This window comes from Bacillus cereus group sp. BfR-BA-01492 (assembly GCF_022662815.1).
GTDB lineage: Bacteria > Bacillota > Bacilli > Bacillales > Bacillaceae_G > Bacillus_A > Bacillus_A cereus_BD.
This window is the reverse complement of the sequence record NZ_JAKUEH010000033.1, coordinates 1-14,889: the sequence shown is the minus strand read 5'-3', so window position 1 is coordinate 14,889 and position 14,889 is coordinate 1. Positions and strand designations below refer to the sequence as shown.

Here is a 14,889-nt window from a genome sequence, read left to right as displayed (position 1 = left end):
ACTCTCCAATAAAGTTTGTCTAGCATCATAAATAAAAATTGACGTTTCACGTTGTTTGTTTCGTTTAGTTTTCAAAGTTCAACATCGCGTTTCAGCGACTTTTATAATATAACATCTTTTATTCAGCTCGTCAACTTCTTTTTTACTTCGTCGTTGACGACGCTTATTAATTTACCATATTAATAACCATTAGGTCAATACTTTTTTTACTTTATTACATGCCAAAATAAATTATCCTGGCATGATATACAATTTAATAATAACTAAAGCAAAGATACCCGGTATTCCTAACAAACTAGAAATAGAAGCTGTACCAACATTAATTGGGAGATGAAAATCGAAATACGTCCCGATTACATTCACAATAAATAACAAAGCAACCCCTATGATTACTCTCGCAACTACTTTTCCAATAAAACGTATCGGTTTCAATGAAGCACCAAAAATCAACAAAATAAAGACTAAAGTAAGAATACTTACAATAACGAGTGTAGAATTCATTTTCTCCCTCCTCAAATACAATCCATACACTTTATTAGTATGGGACAAGGGATAAAAAAAGAACTTTCAATTTTGGGCAACACCCTACCAAATAAAGCACCTCCGTTACGGAAGTATGATCAATAGCTAGAAACAAAAAGAAGATAACCATATAGTAAACGGCTATCTTCTTTTATTTTTTTCAAGAACTTTTCTACTGTTCTCATTATATTCTACAAGTCTTTTACCATTGTTCCATTTTTACAGGACGACGTTTCGCCTCTTTTAATAAGAAAAAATATTTTGCCTCTGCTATTTTTAAAGAACAAATTACATCTTGGGATGGCTCGACACTTTGTTCTACCATCCGTTTTTGACGTAACCATTCATTCTTCACTTTTTCTAACAGTACAATTAATTTATCATCATATTCTTTGCGCAACTTTCCTTTTTTTTGAAAAAACATTTCTGGTTCTCCTTTTATACCTCTCTACGACCTTCAAGAGCCTTAGATAAAGTCACTTCATCTGCATACTCTAAATCTCCACCTACCGGGAGACCATGGGCAATACGTGTTACTTTTATACCAGTTGGTTTTAAAAGACGAGAAATGTACATGGCTGTAGCTTCTCCTTCAATATTTGGGTTTGTCGCTAAAATAACTTCTTGTACTGTTTCATCCTGTAATCTCTTTAAAAGTTGCGGAATATTAATGTCCTCAGGTCCAATTCCTTCCATTGGAGAAATCGCACCACGTAACACGTGATACACTCCTTGATATTCTTTCATTTTTTCCATTGCAATGACATCCTTTGGTTCCTGTACAACACAAACAACCGATTGATCACGATGAGAGTCATCACAAATATAACAAGGGTCACGGTCCGTGATGTGACCACAAACAGAACAATATGTTAAATTTCTCTTTGCATTCACAAGTGATTTCGCAAAATCTAATACATCATCTTCCTTCATGTCTAGCACGAAGAATGCCAAACGAACGGCTGTCTTTGGTCCGATCCCCGGCAGTTTCATAAAGCTATCAATAAGCTTTGATATCGGCTCTGGATAATGCATATGTCAATATCCTCCTACTAGAACAATCCACCTGGTAAGTTTAATCCTTTTGTAAATTGGCCCATTGTAGCATTAGAAAGTTCTTCTGCTTTTTTCAGTGCATCATTTGTTGCAGCTAATACAAGGTCTTGTAACATTTCAATATCTTCTGGATCTACAACTTCTTCTTTCATTTTCACATCAAGAATTTGTTTATGACCATTTGCAATAACTGTTACCATACCGCCACCAGCTGTACCTTCAACTTGTTTTTCACCAAGTTCCTCTTGTGCTTTCGCCATTTGTTTTTGCATTTTTTGCATTTGTTTCATCATATTATTCATATTTCCCATTCCGCCACGCATCATAATAAATTCCTCCTAAATATTCTTATTCTTTTATTTCAATCAGTTGTTGCCCTACTAATTTTACAGCCTCTTCTATGAGAGGATCCACTCTTTGTTCCTTCGATTCGTCTGAGTTTCCGCCTTCACGTTGTAAAAATTCTTCACGGATTTTCCCCCAATGATCTTTCGGAATTGCAATCATATTTAATCGTTTACCGACCAACTCAAACAGAATCTGTTCTACGGTATCCATCGCTTCACGGTTCTCACTCGCCATTTTACAATGAATCTCATACTGGAAGGCTAAGACATATGAATCATCAGAAGCTGCAACTGGTTCGCTATTTTCTAATAACACAGCAAATGCTACTTTGTTGTAAGATTTCAGTCTCCCTAGTAACTCGCCCCATATAGACTTTAGTTGCTCTAAATCTTGACGTTTCGCTTGCTTTAATACTTCATGTACACGGCCAACAGGAATTTTCATACTTCCTGTTCGCACTGGTTTTGGTGCTACACGAGTTTCTCTTACCTCCTGCTGGACACCAGCAGGAACACCATTCTTTTTCACATCTTCTAGCTCTTTTTCTAGCTGTTGCATTCTGTTTATAATTGCTTGCATGCGGTCAGTTCCATTTGCTTGCACCATAAATTGCTGACAAAGTTGAACCATAACCACCTCTAGGAAAATACGTGGATGATTTGTCCATTTCATTTCCTGTTGCCCCTTGCTAAGCGTATGAATGATTTCATAAATCACTTCAGGCCGCATAGCCTCACTTAACATACGAAACTGATCGTCTACAATGACCCGCTCTAGCATATGTTCTAATTGTGGTGAAGTTTGATATAAGAGCATATCACGATAATAATAAATAAAGTCTTCCATAAAACGAACAGGATCTTTCCCTTTACTCATCATATCATCAATAATGCGTAACGCTCTCGATACATCATTATCACGTATACACTCTACAAGATTACCTAAATATTGTTGGGAAACAGAACCCGTTACGGCTAAAACATCCTCAGTCGTAACTATTTCATCACTATAAGAAATAGCTTGGTCAATTAAACTAAGCGCGTCACGCATTCCACCTTCAGCAGCACGCGCAACAATTTGCAATGCTTCATTTTCTACCTTTGTACCTTCATTTGTTACAACAGTTTCTAATCTCTCTACGATATCATGAACTGATATTTTTCGAAATTCGAAGCGTTGACACCTTGAAATAATTGTCGGTGGAATTTTATGAGGTTCTGTTGTCGCTAAAATAAAGATAACATGTTGTGGAGGTTCTTCTAATGTTTTCAAAAGTGCATTAAAAGCTCCCATAGAAAGCATGTGAACTTCATCAATAATGTATACTTTATATTTCACTGCACTTGGGGCATATTTTACCTTATCTCTAATATCTCGAATTTCATCTACACCGTTATTTGAAGCCGCATCAATTTCTAATACATCCGAAATAGATCCTTGTGTAATGCCTAAGCATGCAGGACATTCATTACAAGGTTCAGCTACTGGGGCATGCTCACAGTTAATCGCCTTAGCAAATACTTTTGCAATTGTTGTTTTACCTGTTCCCCTAGGACCAGAAAACAAATAAGCATGCGAAGCTTTTTCTTGAAGAAGGGCATTTTGCAACGTTTTTGTTACGTGCTTTTGACCGACTACATCTGCAAACTTTTGCGGTCTCCATGTTCGGTATAACGCTTGGTATGACACGAAAATACGGCCTCCCTCAAAGGTTATTATCTTGTATATTATAACCCATTCTGTTTATAGATTCCAAAAGTTATTTTTTTATACAAAAAACCCACCTTTTATAAAAAAGATGGGTTCCATATACATATGTAACTGCCGTGCACCTTCTGTCGATTACGTACCATAAGCGTTACTCAAGCAGTTAGCTCGGTTCAGGCACTCCTACGGCACACGAGAGAACCCGCTTATTGCTGCTTCCTTCCGGACCTGACAAGGTTCACGGGGTCCCGTTGCGCAGGACCCAAACGTCAACACCACTTACTTAAGGCAGGCCTTACAGTAACATAACCTCGAGAAGGGATTCGGCCTCGCTAGAGCGGATTGCGAGTACAGGGCACCGCTACCTCCCCGCTTAGCACGGCAAAGTTAAAACCAATATTCGGTTGCCTTAAATAAGGCACTATCAGTATAACTTGTTTTTTTATAAAATGCAAATGTGTTAAAAACTCGTTTTGTTATCGTTTTTTTTCTGTTCTTTTCTTTTTCTACGAAGTTCTCTAAAGAAGCTGGTTAATAGCGCTCCACACTCTTCCTCCATTACACCTGAGACAACTTCACATTGATGATTAAAACGTTCATCTGTTAAAAGATTCATTAAAGTACCAGCACATCCACCTTTTGGATCACTTGCACCATATACTACACGCTTCACACGCGATAAAACAATTCCACCTGCACACATGGGACATGGCTCCAATGTTACATATAGTGTTGCATGTTCTAAACGCCATGTTCCCAAAGCTTTACAAGCCTTATCTATAGCCAACAACTCCGCATGAGCAATCGACCTTTGTTCTGTCTCCCTTAAGTTATGAGCGCTGCTAATTACTTCGCCATCTAATACAAGTACAGCTCCAATTGGAACTTCCTCCATCTTCTCCGCTTTCTTCGCTTCTTCTATTGCCAGCTTCATAAAATACATATCTTGTTCCATAACAAAATCCTCTCTAATCACTATTACAATATAGTCTAATCCAATTCCCATATACATACTGGATAACTTTTAAACATTCAATCCATTCTAAAGAAAAAAAGAAGGATGATTACAAATGAAAAATACGGCTCTACTCATTATTGATATGATTAACGATTTCAATTTCTCGGGCGGACCTATTTTAGCTAAAAAGTGCGAGATGCTAGCAACATCTATCTTACATTTAAAACAGAGCATGAAAACATTAGGTTACCCAATTATTTATATAAACGATCATTATCAATTGTGGAGATCAGATATTAACCAACTAATTTCTCATTGCACAAATTCATACAGCAAGAACATTATACAAATGATTTCTCCTGAGCCAGATGATTATGTTTTTATTAAACCACACTACTCCGCATTTTATGAAACACCCTTAAACTCTTTGTTAGGTTACTTAAAAATTGAAAACCTCATTATCACAGGGGTAGCTGGAAATATATGCATTCTTTTCACGGCTAATGATGCTCATATGAGAAATTACAACCTCTACATACCAGAAGACTGCATCGCTTCTAATTCTGATCAAGATAACATACATGCCTTAAAAATCATGCAAACAATATTAAAGGCAAATATTATGCCTTCGTCTCAATTCAAATTAACTAAACCTCCATTGACTTTCTAACTTTTTATAACAAATTAGTCCTTTCGCTTCCCTCTTATGCTACAATAATCCTGTTTTGTGTTTTTATATAGCAGGAAATTATAGACTGAAAGGAGGAAACAGCGTGACCGAAGTACCATTTATTACGGTTGAAGGACCAATTGGTGTTGGAAAAACTTCACTAGCGAAGGAAATTTCAACTCACATGCAACTCCACTTACTCAAAGAAATTGTTGATGAAAACCCCTTCTTAGGAAAATTTTATGAGGATATTGAAGAATGGAGTTTTCAAACAGAAATGTTCTTCCTATGTAACAGATATAAACAATTGGAAGACATTAATAAGAAATACTTAAATCAATATAAGCCAGTAGTAGCAGATTATCATATATTTAAAAATTTAATCTTTGCGTCTCGTACATTAAAGGATGTTCAATATGAAAAGTACATGCAAATTTATCGTATTCTTACACAGGATATGCCTGTGCCAAATGTCATTGTATACTTAACCGCAAGTCTTGAAACACTGCAAAAAAGAATTGCAATGCGCGGAAGAGAATTTGAAAAAAATATAGATCCAAATTATTTATTACAACTTACTCAAGATTACGAAATAGCAATGGAAGCTTTTCAAAAGGATCATCCAGATATTCCTGTATTGAAATTTAATGGAGATAACATGGATTTCATAAAAAACAATGATGACTTACATATAATTTTATCCACTCTCCAAAATACACTATCAAAGGGGACGAAATAGCAATGAATTTCAGGCAAAAATACGATATACCCAATGATGCAGTAATTACTATCGCTGGAACTGTCGGTGTAGGAAAATCAACAATGACCACAGCACTTGCTAATGCTTTAAGCTATCGAACATCATTTGAAAAGGTAGATTCAAATCCTTACTTGGACAAATTTTATGATGACTTTACACGTTGGAGTTTTCATTTACAAGTTTATTTCTTAGCAGAGCGATTTAAAGAACAAAAGAAAATTTTTGAATATGGCGGAGGCTTTATCCAAGATCGTTCTATTTATGAAGACACTGGCATTTTCGCGAAGATGCACTATGAAAAAGGGACAATGACAGAAACAGATTATGAAACATACAAAAGCCTGTTTGATGCAATGGTAATGACACCTTATTTTCCACATCCAGACCTATTAATTTATTTAGAAGGTTCTTTTGATGACATTGTTGATCGTATTCAAAAAAGAGGACGCCCAATGGAACAACAAACGCCAATTGAATATTGGAAGGAAATGCATGAACGTTACGAAAACTGGATTAATAACTTTAACTCCTGCCCTGTCCTACGTTTAAATATTAATGAATACGATATTCTACAAGATGAAAATTCTATTGAACCAATTATTAAGAAAATCGGACATTTCTTAAACCACACACGTAAACTTGTAAAATAAAAAACCCGTGCATTTGCACGGGTTTTCCTATTAACTTACTTTTTCCTTTTTGTCGGAGCAATAATTTCACTCTCTGTCTTCCCAGCATTAATACGCTGACGAACCGTACTTGTACTAATATCGTATGCTTCTGCAATCTCTTTAACAGTCATTTCTTTCCCATTAATCATTGCTGTTAATACTTTACCAGTACGCTTTGGAGTTGCTACTTTTTTTGTCGCTTTCTTTGGTGCTTCTTTTTTCACATTACAAGTACAACCACAAAGCTTACGGAATGTTTCATCACTTATAATGCAAGATACATTCGCACCACTATTTAAAATTCTATTGTTCTTACAAACTGGACATTGTACATAGTATAAAGTTTTTCCATCTAAAGGAAATGTTTGTATAATAAGATCCATGTTGACTCCTTTCATATCTATGAAGATAATCATCGGAATATGAGTGTTTCATAAGGCAATATTAACCTTATATCATACTTTCTGATTGGTTTTAAAATAAAAACTCGTTACGTGTTGGTAACGAGTTCTCCAATCTCCACTTATATGCGCTGTTGTCAATTATATCTGGAGGAGGTAGAGGGATTCGAACCCCCGCGCGACTCTCGCCGCCTGTCGGTTTTCAAGACCGATCCCTTCAGCCAGACTTGGGTATACCTCCATATTGACATCAAATATAATAACAAAAGAAAAACAGTTAGTCAACCCTACTATTATAAATTATGAGGAAAGGAAAATATCACCTTTCCTTTCCTATTATCACTGACAACAACTGGAATTACCAATCACTCATACCGATGAAAGTATTCATTTATTTAATAACTGTTTTTCCTCCCATATAAGGACGAAGAACTTCTGGAATTATAATTGTACCATCTTCTTGCTGATAATTTTCTAAAATCGCCGCAACTGTACGGCCAATCGCAAGACCTGAGCCATTTAATGTATGAACTGGTTCTGGTTTCGCATTAGGTTCACGACGAAAACGAATATTTGCACGTCTTGCCTGGAATGCTTCGAAATTACTGCAAGAAGAAATTTCACGGTACGTATCATAGCTAGGAAGCCATACTTCGATATCATATTTCTTTGCTGCTGTAAATCCTAAATCTCCCGTACACATACTCATAACACGATATGGCAACTCTAATAATTGTAACACGCGTTCCGCATCATTTGTTAATTTTTCTAATTCTTCATAAGAATCTTCTGGTTTAACAAACTTCACAAGCTCTACTTTATTAAATTGATGTTGACGAATTAAACCGCGTGTATCACGTCCAGCTGAACCTGCCTCAGAACGGAAACAAGAGCTAAATGCAGCATAACGAATTGGCAATTGCTCTGCACTTAAGATTTCATCACGGTGCATATTTGTTACTGGAACTTCAGCTGTAGGGATTAAGAAGTAATCCTCACTTTCGATAAGGAATGCATCTTCTTCAAACTTCGGAAGTTGACCTGTTCCTGTCATACTTGCGCGGTTTACCATGTATGGAGGTAAAACCTCTTCATAACCATGTTCTTCTGTGTGAAGATCAAGCATGAAGCTAATTAAAGCACGTTCTAATCTAGCTCCTGCACCCTTATAAAACACGAAACGACTTCCTGTTACTTTACCTGCGCGTTCAAAATCTACAATACCTAAATCAGTTGCAAGATCCCAATGTGGCTTTGGCTCAAAGTTAAATTCTTTTACTTCTCCCCAAGTACGCGCTACCACGTTATCATCTTCTGTTTCACCAACAGGTGTAGATTCATGTGGAATATTTGGAATAGAAAGCATTAATCCTTCTAAATCCCCTTCTACTTCACGAAGCTCATTATCAAGACCTTTGATTTTTTCTCCTACTTCACGCATCTCTAAAATTAATGCTTCTGCATCTTTCTTTTCGCGCTTTAGCATAGAAATTTGTTGAGACACTTCATTACGTTTACTTTTTAGTTCCTCTGTTTGAACAAGCAACTCTCTTCTTTTTGTATCTAATTCTTCAAAACGCTCAAAATCAGCTAAGTCTTCGCCTCTATGCTGTAATTTTTCTTTTACTTCTTTAAAATTGGCACGTAAAAATTTAATATCAAGCACCTGTAAATTCCTCCTTTTATTTTATAAAATACAAAAACTCCCGTCCCTATAAAAGGGACGGGAGTTAACCCGCGTTGCCACCCTAGTTGAAAACAAATCTGTTTTCCTCTCAAGTAGAAATAACGGCTCTTCACCGGAAATGCTTACTAATCATAAAGATATTCCACATTTCACTCCAGGATGGATTCACAAACCGTTTCTATCGGTTTCCACCAACCACCGATTCTCTGTAAAGAAACACTATTTGTTACTATTTCCTATCAACACGCTAATTTTATAAAATTGTTATCATCAATTTACTATAATCTTACACAAGTTGCAAGTTACTTATACAACTTTCTTTATTTTCGCTTCTTCTACCATATGTACAAAATACGCTGTAACACGATGATCATCTGTTAACTCTGGATGGAAAGAAGCGGCTAAGAACGGCCCTTGTCTCACTGCAACCACTCGACCATTGTGCATAGAAAGAACTTCTACATCATCAGCTATATCAACGACATACGGCGCTCGAATAAATACACCTGTAAAATCTTCTCCTACACCTTTAATCGAAAGTGTAGCTTCGAAGCTATCCTTTTGACGACCAAATGCATTACGTTCTACTGTAATATTCATTGCACCAATATGCGCTTCTTCATAACCAATAAGCTTATTTGCAAGTAAAATCATACCTGCACATGTACCAAACATCGGTTTTCTAGAACTCGCAAATTTACGAAGTGGTTCCATAAAATGATACTTATCAATGAGACGACGCATTGTTGTACTTTCACCACCTGGTAAAATAAGCCCATCAATTTCTTGAAGTTGTTCTATTTGTTTTACAACTACAGCTTCTGCACCGCTTGCTTCGACTGCTTTTACATGCTCTCGAACTGCTCCTTGAAGACCTAACACACCGATTTTTACCATTTTTAAATCCCCTTTAATTACCAACCGCGTTCTTGCATACGTTGTTCTGGTAATAGTGTTGAAATTTCAACGCCCTTCATTGCAGTGCCTAATCCTTTAGAAAGACTTGCAATTAACTCATAATCTTCATAATGTGTTGTGGCTTCAACAATAGCACGTGCAAACTTTTCAGGGTTTTCTGATTTAAAAATACCAGAACCTACGAACACACCATCTGCACCAAGCTGCATCATTAATGCAGCATCTGCTGGCGTTGCTACACCACCTGCTGCAAAGTTTACAACTGGCAGACGACCAAGACGTTTAATTTCAAGTAATACCTCATAAGGAGCACCAGTATTTTTAGCATATGTCATAAGTTCGTCTTCACGAAGATTCGCAACTTGACGGATTTCTGCATTGACTTGACGCATATGACGAACTGCTTCTACGATATTTCCCGTTCCAGGTTCACCTTTTGTGCGAAGCATAGACGCACCCTCTGCAATACGCCGCACAGCTTCTCCAATATCACGACATCCACATACAAATGGAACAGTGTAATCACGTTTATTTAAATGGTATACTTCATCAGCCGGAGTTAACACTTCACTCTCATCAATGTAGTCCACCCCTAATGATTCTAATACACGAGCCTCCACCAGATGACCAATACGGCATTTTGCCATAACTGGAATTGATACAGCCCCCATAACTTCTTCTACAATTGTTGGATCTGCCATACGTGCAACGCCACCTGCTGCACGAATATCTGCAGGAACACGCTCTAACGCCATAACGGCAACTGCACCTGCTTCTTCTGCAATCTTTGCTTGTTCAGCGTTCACTACATCCATAATAACGCCGCCTTTTTGCATTTCTGCCATTCCACGTTTGACACGTTCTGTTCCTGTTACATTTGTCATGTACAAAAACCTCCCTAGATGAATTGCTTCCCCCGTTAAAGGCGAAAATTTAGAATACTCTTACATTCTACCACTAACTATTAGAGGCTTGTCCACTACTTTTTTTATTAAATCTGTATGAAAAATCAGAAATAAAAAAGCTCCTACTATGAGGAGCTTTTAAAACCAACCTTTTACTGTATCAACAGCACTATTCCATATATCACTAAAGAAGGATCCTATACCACGCATAGAGCGTACAAACCAGTTGGCTTGTTCTACTTCTGATTTGGTTACTAAATTAACATACAACGATTTTCCAGATAAGAACCCAGGATCACTCGCATCCTTAGGTGATACAACCATTTGTCCTAATGTTGTTCCTTTTTTAATTGGTGCTTCTTTTTCTTTCTCTATATCTTTAAACTCTGTTTTGTAAACACCTTTACTTCCTTTTGGTATTGGAAGTGTAATCGCTTGTTTTGTCTCAACTGCAACATCTTTATCTTTTGCATTTTCGACTCGTACTGTTTCATGTCCTTTTACTAATGATCCTTTTGGATATACTTTTTTCACATCAAAATTGGTAAATCCGTAATCAAAAAGTTTCTTTGTTTCATCAAAGCGTGCTGTATGAGAATTTGTTTTAATAACAACAGAAATTAAACGCATGCCGTTTCTTTCAGCAGTACCTGTAAAACAATCACCAGCTTCTGGAGTAGAACCTGTTTTTAAACCATCTACACCTTCATATTGCTTAACTAAGCCTTTTAACATCCAGTTCCAGTTATCCATCTTAACAGGGTATTTTCCACCTTCTTGGAATACTTTCTTCGGAATTTTCGCCGTATCTAACACCTTTGGAAAATCTTGAATTAAATGCTGTGCTAAAATAGCAACCTCTCTCGCCGACATTTTATTTTCCTCATCTGGCGTTGTTCCTTCAGGATGTTGTCCTTTTAGATCTTTGTTTGTTAAACCTGTAGAGTTTACAAATTTATAATTTTTCAATCCAAACTCTTTCGCTTGATCATTCATCATTTTTACGAAGTCTACTTCTTTACCTGCAACCGCCTCAGCTAAAGCAATTGTTGCACCGTTTGCAGAGTAAATTGCCATTGCTTCATACAATTCTTTTACTGTGTAAGAACCACCATTTTCTAATGGAACATTTGATAATGAGCGGTCTTGTGAAATTTTATGTGCATATTCAGAAACTTTTATTTTTTGGTCCCATTTCAGTTTCCCCGTATCCACTGCTTTATGAACTAAATATTCACTCATCATTTTCGTCATACTTGCAATTGCTAACAATTCATCTGCATTTTTTTGATACAAAATTTTCCCAGAATCTGCTTCTACTAAAATTGCTGCGCCTGCTTCAATATTTAAAGCAGAACCTGTTTCCGCTGATGCACTGCTATATGTAACAAACGCGCTAAAGAATAATGTCAGCACTGTTACCATTGCAATGAATCTTTTGCAAAACATACCTGTCACTTCAGTTACCCCCAATATCTCATTGTACTCACATAACCGTTATTCTAACATAATCAAAAAAAAATAGACAGAGATATCAAACCTCTGTCTATTTATATATAAGACATTATAGAGAGTAATTTGGAGCTTCTTTTGTAATTTGTACATGGTGTGGATGACTTTCGCGTAGTCCAGCACCTGACATACGAATAAATTGTGCATTTTCACGTAAGAACTCTAAATCATGCGCTCCGCAATATCCCATTCCTGCACGTAATCCACCAACTAATTGATGAACTGTATCAGCTAAAGGTCCTTTATATGGTACACGGCCTTCAATACCCTCTGGAACAAGTTTTTTATTTCCTTCTTGGAAGTAACGATCTTTACTTCCTTTTTCCATTGCTCCAACAGAACCCATACCACGGTACACTTTAAATTGACGACCTTGATAAATTTCAGTTTCCCCTGGGCTTTCAGCTACACCAGCGAACATGCTACCAAGCATCACAACGTGAGCACCTGCTGCTAAAGCTTTTACCATATCACCAGAATATTTAATACCGCCATCAGCAATAACTGGGATACCATGTTTACGCGCTTCAGTCGCACAATCATATACTGCTGTTAATTGTGGAACACCCACGCCAGCTACAACGCGTGTTGTACAAATTGAACCTGGTCCAATACCAACTTTGATAATATTTGCACCAGCTTCAATCAATGCTCGCGTTGCTTCAGCTGTGGCAACGTTCCCTGCAATAATATTTAATTCTGGGTATTTTGTACGAACCTCTTTTACTTTTTCAAGAACACCTTGTGAATGTCCATGAGCTGTATCAATTACAATTACGTCTACGTTTGCTTTTACTAATGCGTCAATACGAAGCATTGCATCTGCAGTTACACCAACTGCTGCCCCAACTAATAAACGACCTTGTTTATCCTTTGCTGAGTTTGGAAACTCAATTACTTTTTCAATATCTTTAATTGTAATAAGGCCTTTTAACACACCGTTTTGATCAACAAGAGGGAGCTTTTCAATTTTATATTTCTGTAGGATCTTTTCAGCCTCTTCTAGCGTAGTACCGACCGGAGCTGTAATGAGTTGTTCTTTTGTCATCACGTCGGAAATTTTGATAGAGTAATCTTGAATAAAACGCATATCACGGTTTGTAATAATACCAACTAGTTTTTGTTCATCTAAATTATTTACAATTGGTACACCTGAGATGCGATATTTTCCCATTAGATGTTCTGCATCATACACTTGATGCTCTGGAGTTAAAAAGAAAGGATCTGAAATAACGCCGCTTTCAGAACGTTTTACCTTATCAACTTGCTCAGCTTGTTGCTCAATTGACATATTCTTATGGATAATTCCTAATCCACCTTGACGTGCCATTGCAATAGCCATATCAGCTTCTGTTACTGTATCCATCCCTGCGCTAATTAAAGGAATATTTAACTGCAAGCTTTCAGATAGAACCGTTTTAACACTTACTTCTCTTGGTAATACATCTGACTTCGCTGGTACAAGTAATACATCATCAAATGTCAAACCTTCTTTAACAAATTTAGATTCCCACATAATTGTTCCCCCTATGATACCAGAAATTATTATTAGTAGCTTAACAATTGGTTAAAATACTGTCAAGAAAGTGAGTATATGTTAGAATTTTTAGATAATAAAAGGAGCGTAACATATGAATTGTACATCTCAAAATTGGCACCAATTTAGTTTCTTTTTTTCTGCTCAAAATGTACAACGTTATCTTGCCCGTTGTTATAAAAAATTACCTATCGAAAATGCTGAAAAGAGGAGCTTTGAAAATTGTTATCCCTTTATTTATTATTTAGAGCATGGGAAAAATTATTATGACCTTTCTCAAACAGCTCCTTGTTCTATTCAGCCGATTTTGTTGTTTTACGGAATGAGTCAGCTCTTTAAAGCGTGCCTATTAACTATCGATCCAAACTATCCTGAATCTACAACTGTCTTAGCTCATGGAGTAACAACAAGAAAGCGAAAGAAACAAAGTTATCAATTTTTAGAAGATGAAGTAAAAATACAAAAAACCGGGCTATTTCCACACCTTGCACAGCAGCTGTTTCACATGGAACAACTGGAAGGAGAAAAATTTAATATGTTCGAATTACTTGTAAAAATCCCTGAATTACAATCTTTATTTCAATTTAGTCAAAAGGGAAAAACATTGTATAAATTGGATACACACAAGAAAGAATATATTACCTTTCCCCCTGCAGTGCTCGATCATTTACATATGACTAAGGAAAGATTTGCTCGTTATATTGAAACGGTTTGTAAACACCTTTCTATGCGCCATGTAAATAGTAAAGAGGATGAAACAAAATTAATATTTTCTGCTCCTATTAAAACATGGAATCCGATATATGTTGCTCCATTGTCTTATAGCCACCATACAGATACTTATTATTGGCCAATCATAAGTGATTTAAGAAGTCCAAAACCATGTTTACCTGAATTGCTTATCCATTATTTACTTCTCTATAATTTAAGTATGATTTCCCGCTATGAGACGGAATGGTGGTATGAGCTTTTAGGAAGCTATGCTTCGGATGATTATCCTTTTATTTATCAATTTTTAAATATATCTACTGAAAAAATCCCTTACTATGTTTCATTATTTTTATTCAATCAATGTTCATCTATTTCTTAGGAAATAAAAAAAACACGAGTGAATTCACTCGTGTTTTTTTTGCTTGGCGACGTCCTACTCTCACAGGGGCAAGGCCCCAACTACCATCGGCGCTAGAGAGCTTAACTTCCGTGTTCGGTATGGGAACGGGTGTGACCTCTCTGCCAT

The 14,889-nt window shown here is 36.6% G+C and carries 16 protein-coding genes, 1 tRNA gene, 1 rRNA gene, 1 other RNA gene and 1 other annotated feature; of the genes, 4 read left to right on the top strand and 15 right to left on the bottom strand.

Features of this window, described 5'->3' with window-relative positions:
• Nucleotides 1-231 precede the first annotated feature (231 nt).
• From MR063_RS21150 to tadA, 7 genes are all read right to left on the bottom strand, one after another.
• Nucleotides 232-501: a pro-sigmaK processing inhibitor BofA family protein gene (locus MR063_RS21150; RefSeq protein WP_242201277.1), complete on the bottom strand. Its 270-nt coding sequence runs from the start codon at nt 499-501 to the stop codon at nt 232-234.
• Between the two features lie 223 nt (nt 502-724).
• Entirely contained in the window at nt 725-946 is a 222-nt protein-coding gene (locus MR063_RS21145) for a YaaL family protein (protein ID WP_000466019.1), read from the bottom strand.
• A 14-nt stretch (nt 947-960) separates the two neighbouring features.
• Nucleotides 961-1,557, bottom strand: a complete 597-nt coding sequence (gene recR / locus MR063_RS21140; protein ID WP_011983166.1) for a recombination protein RecR — start codon at nt 1,555-1,557, stop codon at nt 961-963.
• Between the two features lie 17 nt (nt 1,558-1,574).
• A complete protein-coding gene (locus tag MR063_RS21135; protein WP_164468636.1) occupies nt 1,575-1,901 on the bottom strand; it encodes a YbaB/EbfC family nucleoid-associated protein in 327 nt (108 codons plus the stop codon).
• 25 nt (nt 1,902-1,926) lie between these two features.
• The gene (dnaX, locus tag MR063_RS21130) at nt 1,927-3,615 is read right to left on the bottom strand and encodes a DNA polymerase III subunit gamma/tau (RefSeq protein ID WP_242201275.1); all 1,689 of its coding nucleotides are present in this window, start codon (nt 3,613-3,615) and stop codon (nt 1,927-1,929) included.
• A gap of 135 nt (nt 3,616-3,750) precedes the next feature.
• Nucleotides 3,751-4,015, bottom strand: an RNA gene (gene ffs, locus MR063_RS21125) — signal recognition particle sRNA large type.
• 78 nt (nt 4,016-4,093) lie between these two features.
• On the bottom strand, nt 4,094-4,588 hold the full coding sequence (gene tadA, locus MR063_RS21120; protein WP_242201273.1) for a tRNA adenosine(34) deaminase TadA: 495 nt from the start codon (nt 4,586-4,588) through the stop codon (nt 4,094-4,096).
• A 115-nt stretch (nt 4,589-4,703) separates the two neighbouring features.
• Here tadA and MR063_RS21115 point away from each other — a divergent pair, with 115 nt between their 5' ends.
• The 3 genes from MR063_RS21115 to MR063_RS21105 all read left to right on the top strand — a co-directional run bounded on the left by MR063_RS21115 (nt 4,704) and on the right by MR063_RS21105 (nt 6,671).
• A complete protein-coding gene (locus MR063_RS21115) occupies nt 4,704-5,261 on the top strand; it encodes a cysteine hydrolase family protein (RefSeq protein ID WP_242145869.1) in 558 nt (185 codons plus the stop codon).
• Nucleotides 5,262-5,364: 103 nt separating this feature from the next.
• On the top strand, nt 5,365-6,000 hold the full coding sequence (locus tag MR063_RS21110; RefSeq protein WP_242145870.1) for a deoxynucleoside kinase: 636 nt from the start codon (nt 5,365-5,367) through the stop codon (nt 5,998-6,000).
• A gap of 2 nt (nt 6,001-6,002) precedes the next feature.
• Complete coding sequence (locus tag MR063_RS21105) at nt 6,003-6,671, top strand: deoxynucleoside kinase (protein WP_242201272.1); 669 nt, start codon at nt 6,003-6,005, stop codon at nt 6,669-6,671.
• Between the two features lie 35 nt (nt 6,672-6,706).
• On the opposite strand, the gene MR063_RS21100 is transcribed toward MR063_RS21105, so the two are convergent.
• From MR063_RS21100 to guaB, 7 genes are all read right to left on the bottom strand, one after another.
• Nucleotides 6,707-7,075, bottom strand: coding sequence for a sigma factor-like helix-turn-helix DNA-binding protein (locus tag MR063_RS21100; protein WP_242145872.1), 369 nt, complete (start codon nt 7,073-7,075; stop codon nt 6,707-6,709).
• A gap of 166 nt (nt 7,076-7,241) precedes the next feature.
• Nucleotides 7,242-7,334 (bottom strand) — tRNA-Ser (locus tag MR063_RS21095).
• Between the two features lie 150 nt (nt 7,335-7,484).
• Nucleotides 7,485-8,759, bottom strand: coding sequence for a serine--tRNA ligase (gene serS, locus MR063_RS21090; protein WP_242145873.1), 1,275 nt, complete (start codon nt 8,757-8,759; stop codon nt 7,485-7,487).
• Between the two features lie 50 nt (nt 8,760-8,809).
• Nucleotides 8,810-9,032, bottom strand: a binding site (T-box leader).
• Nucleotides 9,033-9,086: 54 nt separating this feature from the next.
• Entirely contained in the window at nt 9,087-9,677 is a 591-nt protein-coding gene (gene pdxT / locus MR063_RS21085; RefSeq protein ID WP_242201270.1) for a pyridoxal 5'-phosphate synthase glutaminase subunit PdxT, read from the bottom strand.
• Between the two features lie 17 nt (nt 9,678-9,694).
• On the bottom strand, nt 9,695-10,582 hold the full coding sequence (gene pdxS / locus MR063_RS21080) for a pyridoxal 5'-phosphate synthase lyase subunit PdxS (protein ID WP_242201268.1): 888 nt from the start codon (nt 10,580-10,582) through the stop codon (nt 9,695-9,697).
• Nucleotides 10,583-10,741: 159 nt separating this feature from the next.
• Entirely contained in the window at nt 10,742-12,061 is a 1,320-nt protein-coding gene (locus MR063_RS21075) for a serine hydrolase (protein ID WP_313929706.1), read from the bottom strand.
• A 106-nt stretch (nt 12,062-12,167) separates the two neighbouring features.
• Nucleotides 12,168-13,631, bottom strand: coding sequence for an IMP dehydrogenase (gene guaB, locus MR063_RS21070; RefSeq protein ID WP_242145875.1), 1,464 nt, complete (start codon nt 13,629-13,631; stop codon nt 12,168-12,170).
• A gap of 115 nt (nt 13,632-13,746) precedes the next feature.
• On the opposite strand from guaB, the gene MR063_RS21065 reads away from it, so the two are divergent.
• Nucleotides 13,747-14,742 carry a YaaC family protein gene (locus tag MR063_RS21065; RefSeq protein ID WP_242201266.1) on the top strand — a complete coding sequence of 332 codons (996 nt, stop codon included), beginning with the start codon at nt 13,747-13,749 and terminating at the stop codon, nt 14,740-14,742.
• Between the two features lie 41 nt (nt 14,743-14,783).
• Here the strand turns inward: MR063_RS21065 and rrf are convergent.
• A 5S ribosomal RNA gene (rrf, locus tag MR063_RS21060) occupies nt 14,784-14,889 on the bottom strand; the annotation flags it as partial.

Excerpts from the sequence above, each read along its gene's own strand:
- MR063_RS21145 (WP_000466019.1), bottom strand. The coding sequence starts at position 946 with ATGTTTTTTCAAAAAAAAGGAAAGTTGCGCAAAGAATATGATGATAAA.
- pdxS (WP_242201268.1), bottom strand. The coding sequence starts at position 10,582 with ATGACAAATGTAACAGGAACAGAACGTGTCAAACGTGGAATGGCAGAA.
- guaB (WP_242145875.1), bottom strand. The coding sequence starts at position 13,631 with ATGTGGGAATCTAAATTTGTTAAAGAAGGTTTGACATTTGATGATGTA.
- MR063_RS21135 (WP_164468636.1), bottom strand. The coding sequence starts at position 1,901 with ATGCGTGGCGGAATGGGAAATATGAATAATATGATGAAACAAATGCAA.
- MR063_RS21115 (WP_242145869.1), top strand. The coding sequence starts at position 4,704 with ATGAAAAATACGGCTCTACTCATTATTGATATGATTAACGATTTCAAT.
- tadA (WP_242201273.1), bottom strand. The coding sequence starts at position 4,588 with ATGGAACAAGATATGTATTTTATGAAGCTGGCAATAGAAGAAGCGAAG.
- MR063_RS21150 (WP_242201277.1), bottom strand. The coding sequence starts at position 501 with ATGAATTCTACACTCGTTATTGTAAGTATTCTTACTTTAGTCTTTATT.
- pdxT (WP_242201270.1), bottom strand. The coding sequence starts at position 9,677 with ATGGTAAAAATCGGTGTGTTAGGTCTTCAAGGAGCAGTTCGAGAGCAT.
- MR063_RS21105 (WP_242201272.1), top strand. The coding sequence starts at position 6,003 with ATGAATTTCAGGCAAAAATACGATATACCCAATGATGCAGTAATTACT.
- recR (WP_011983166.1), bottom strand. The coding sequence starts at position 1,557 with ATGCATTATCCAGAGCCGATATCAAAGCTTATTGATAGCTTTATGAAA.
- MR063_RS21100 (WP_242145872.1), bottom strand. The coding sequence starts at position 7,075 with ATGGATCTTATTATACAAACATTTCCTTTAGATGGAAAAACTTTATAC.
- MR063_RS21065 (WP_242201266.1), top strand. The coding sequence starts at position 13,747 with ATGAATTGTACATCTCAAAATTGGCACCAATTTAGTTTCTTTTTTTCT.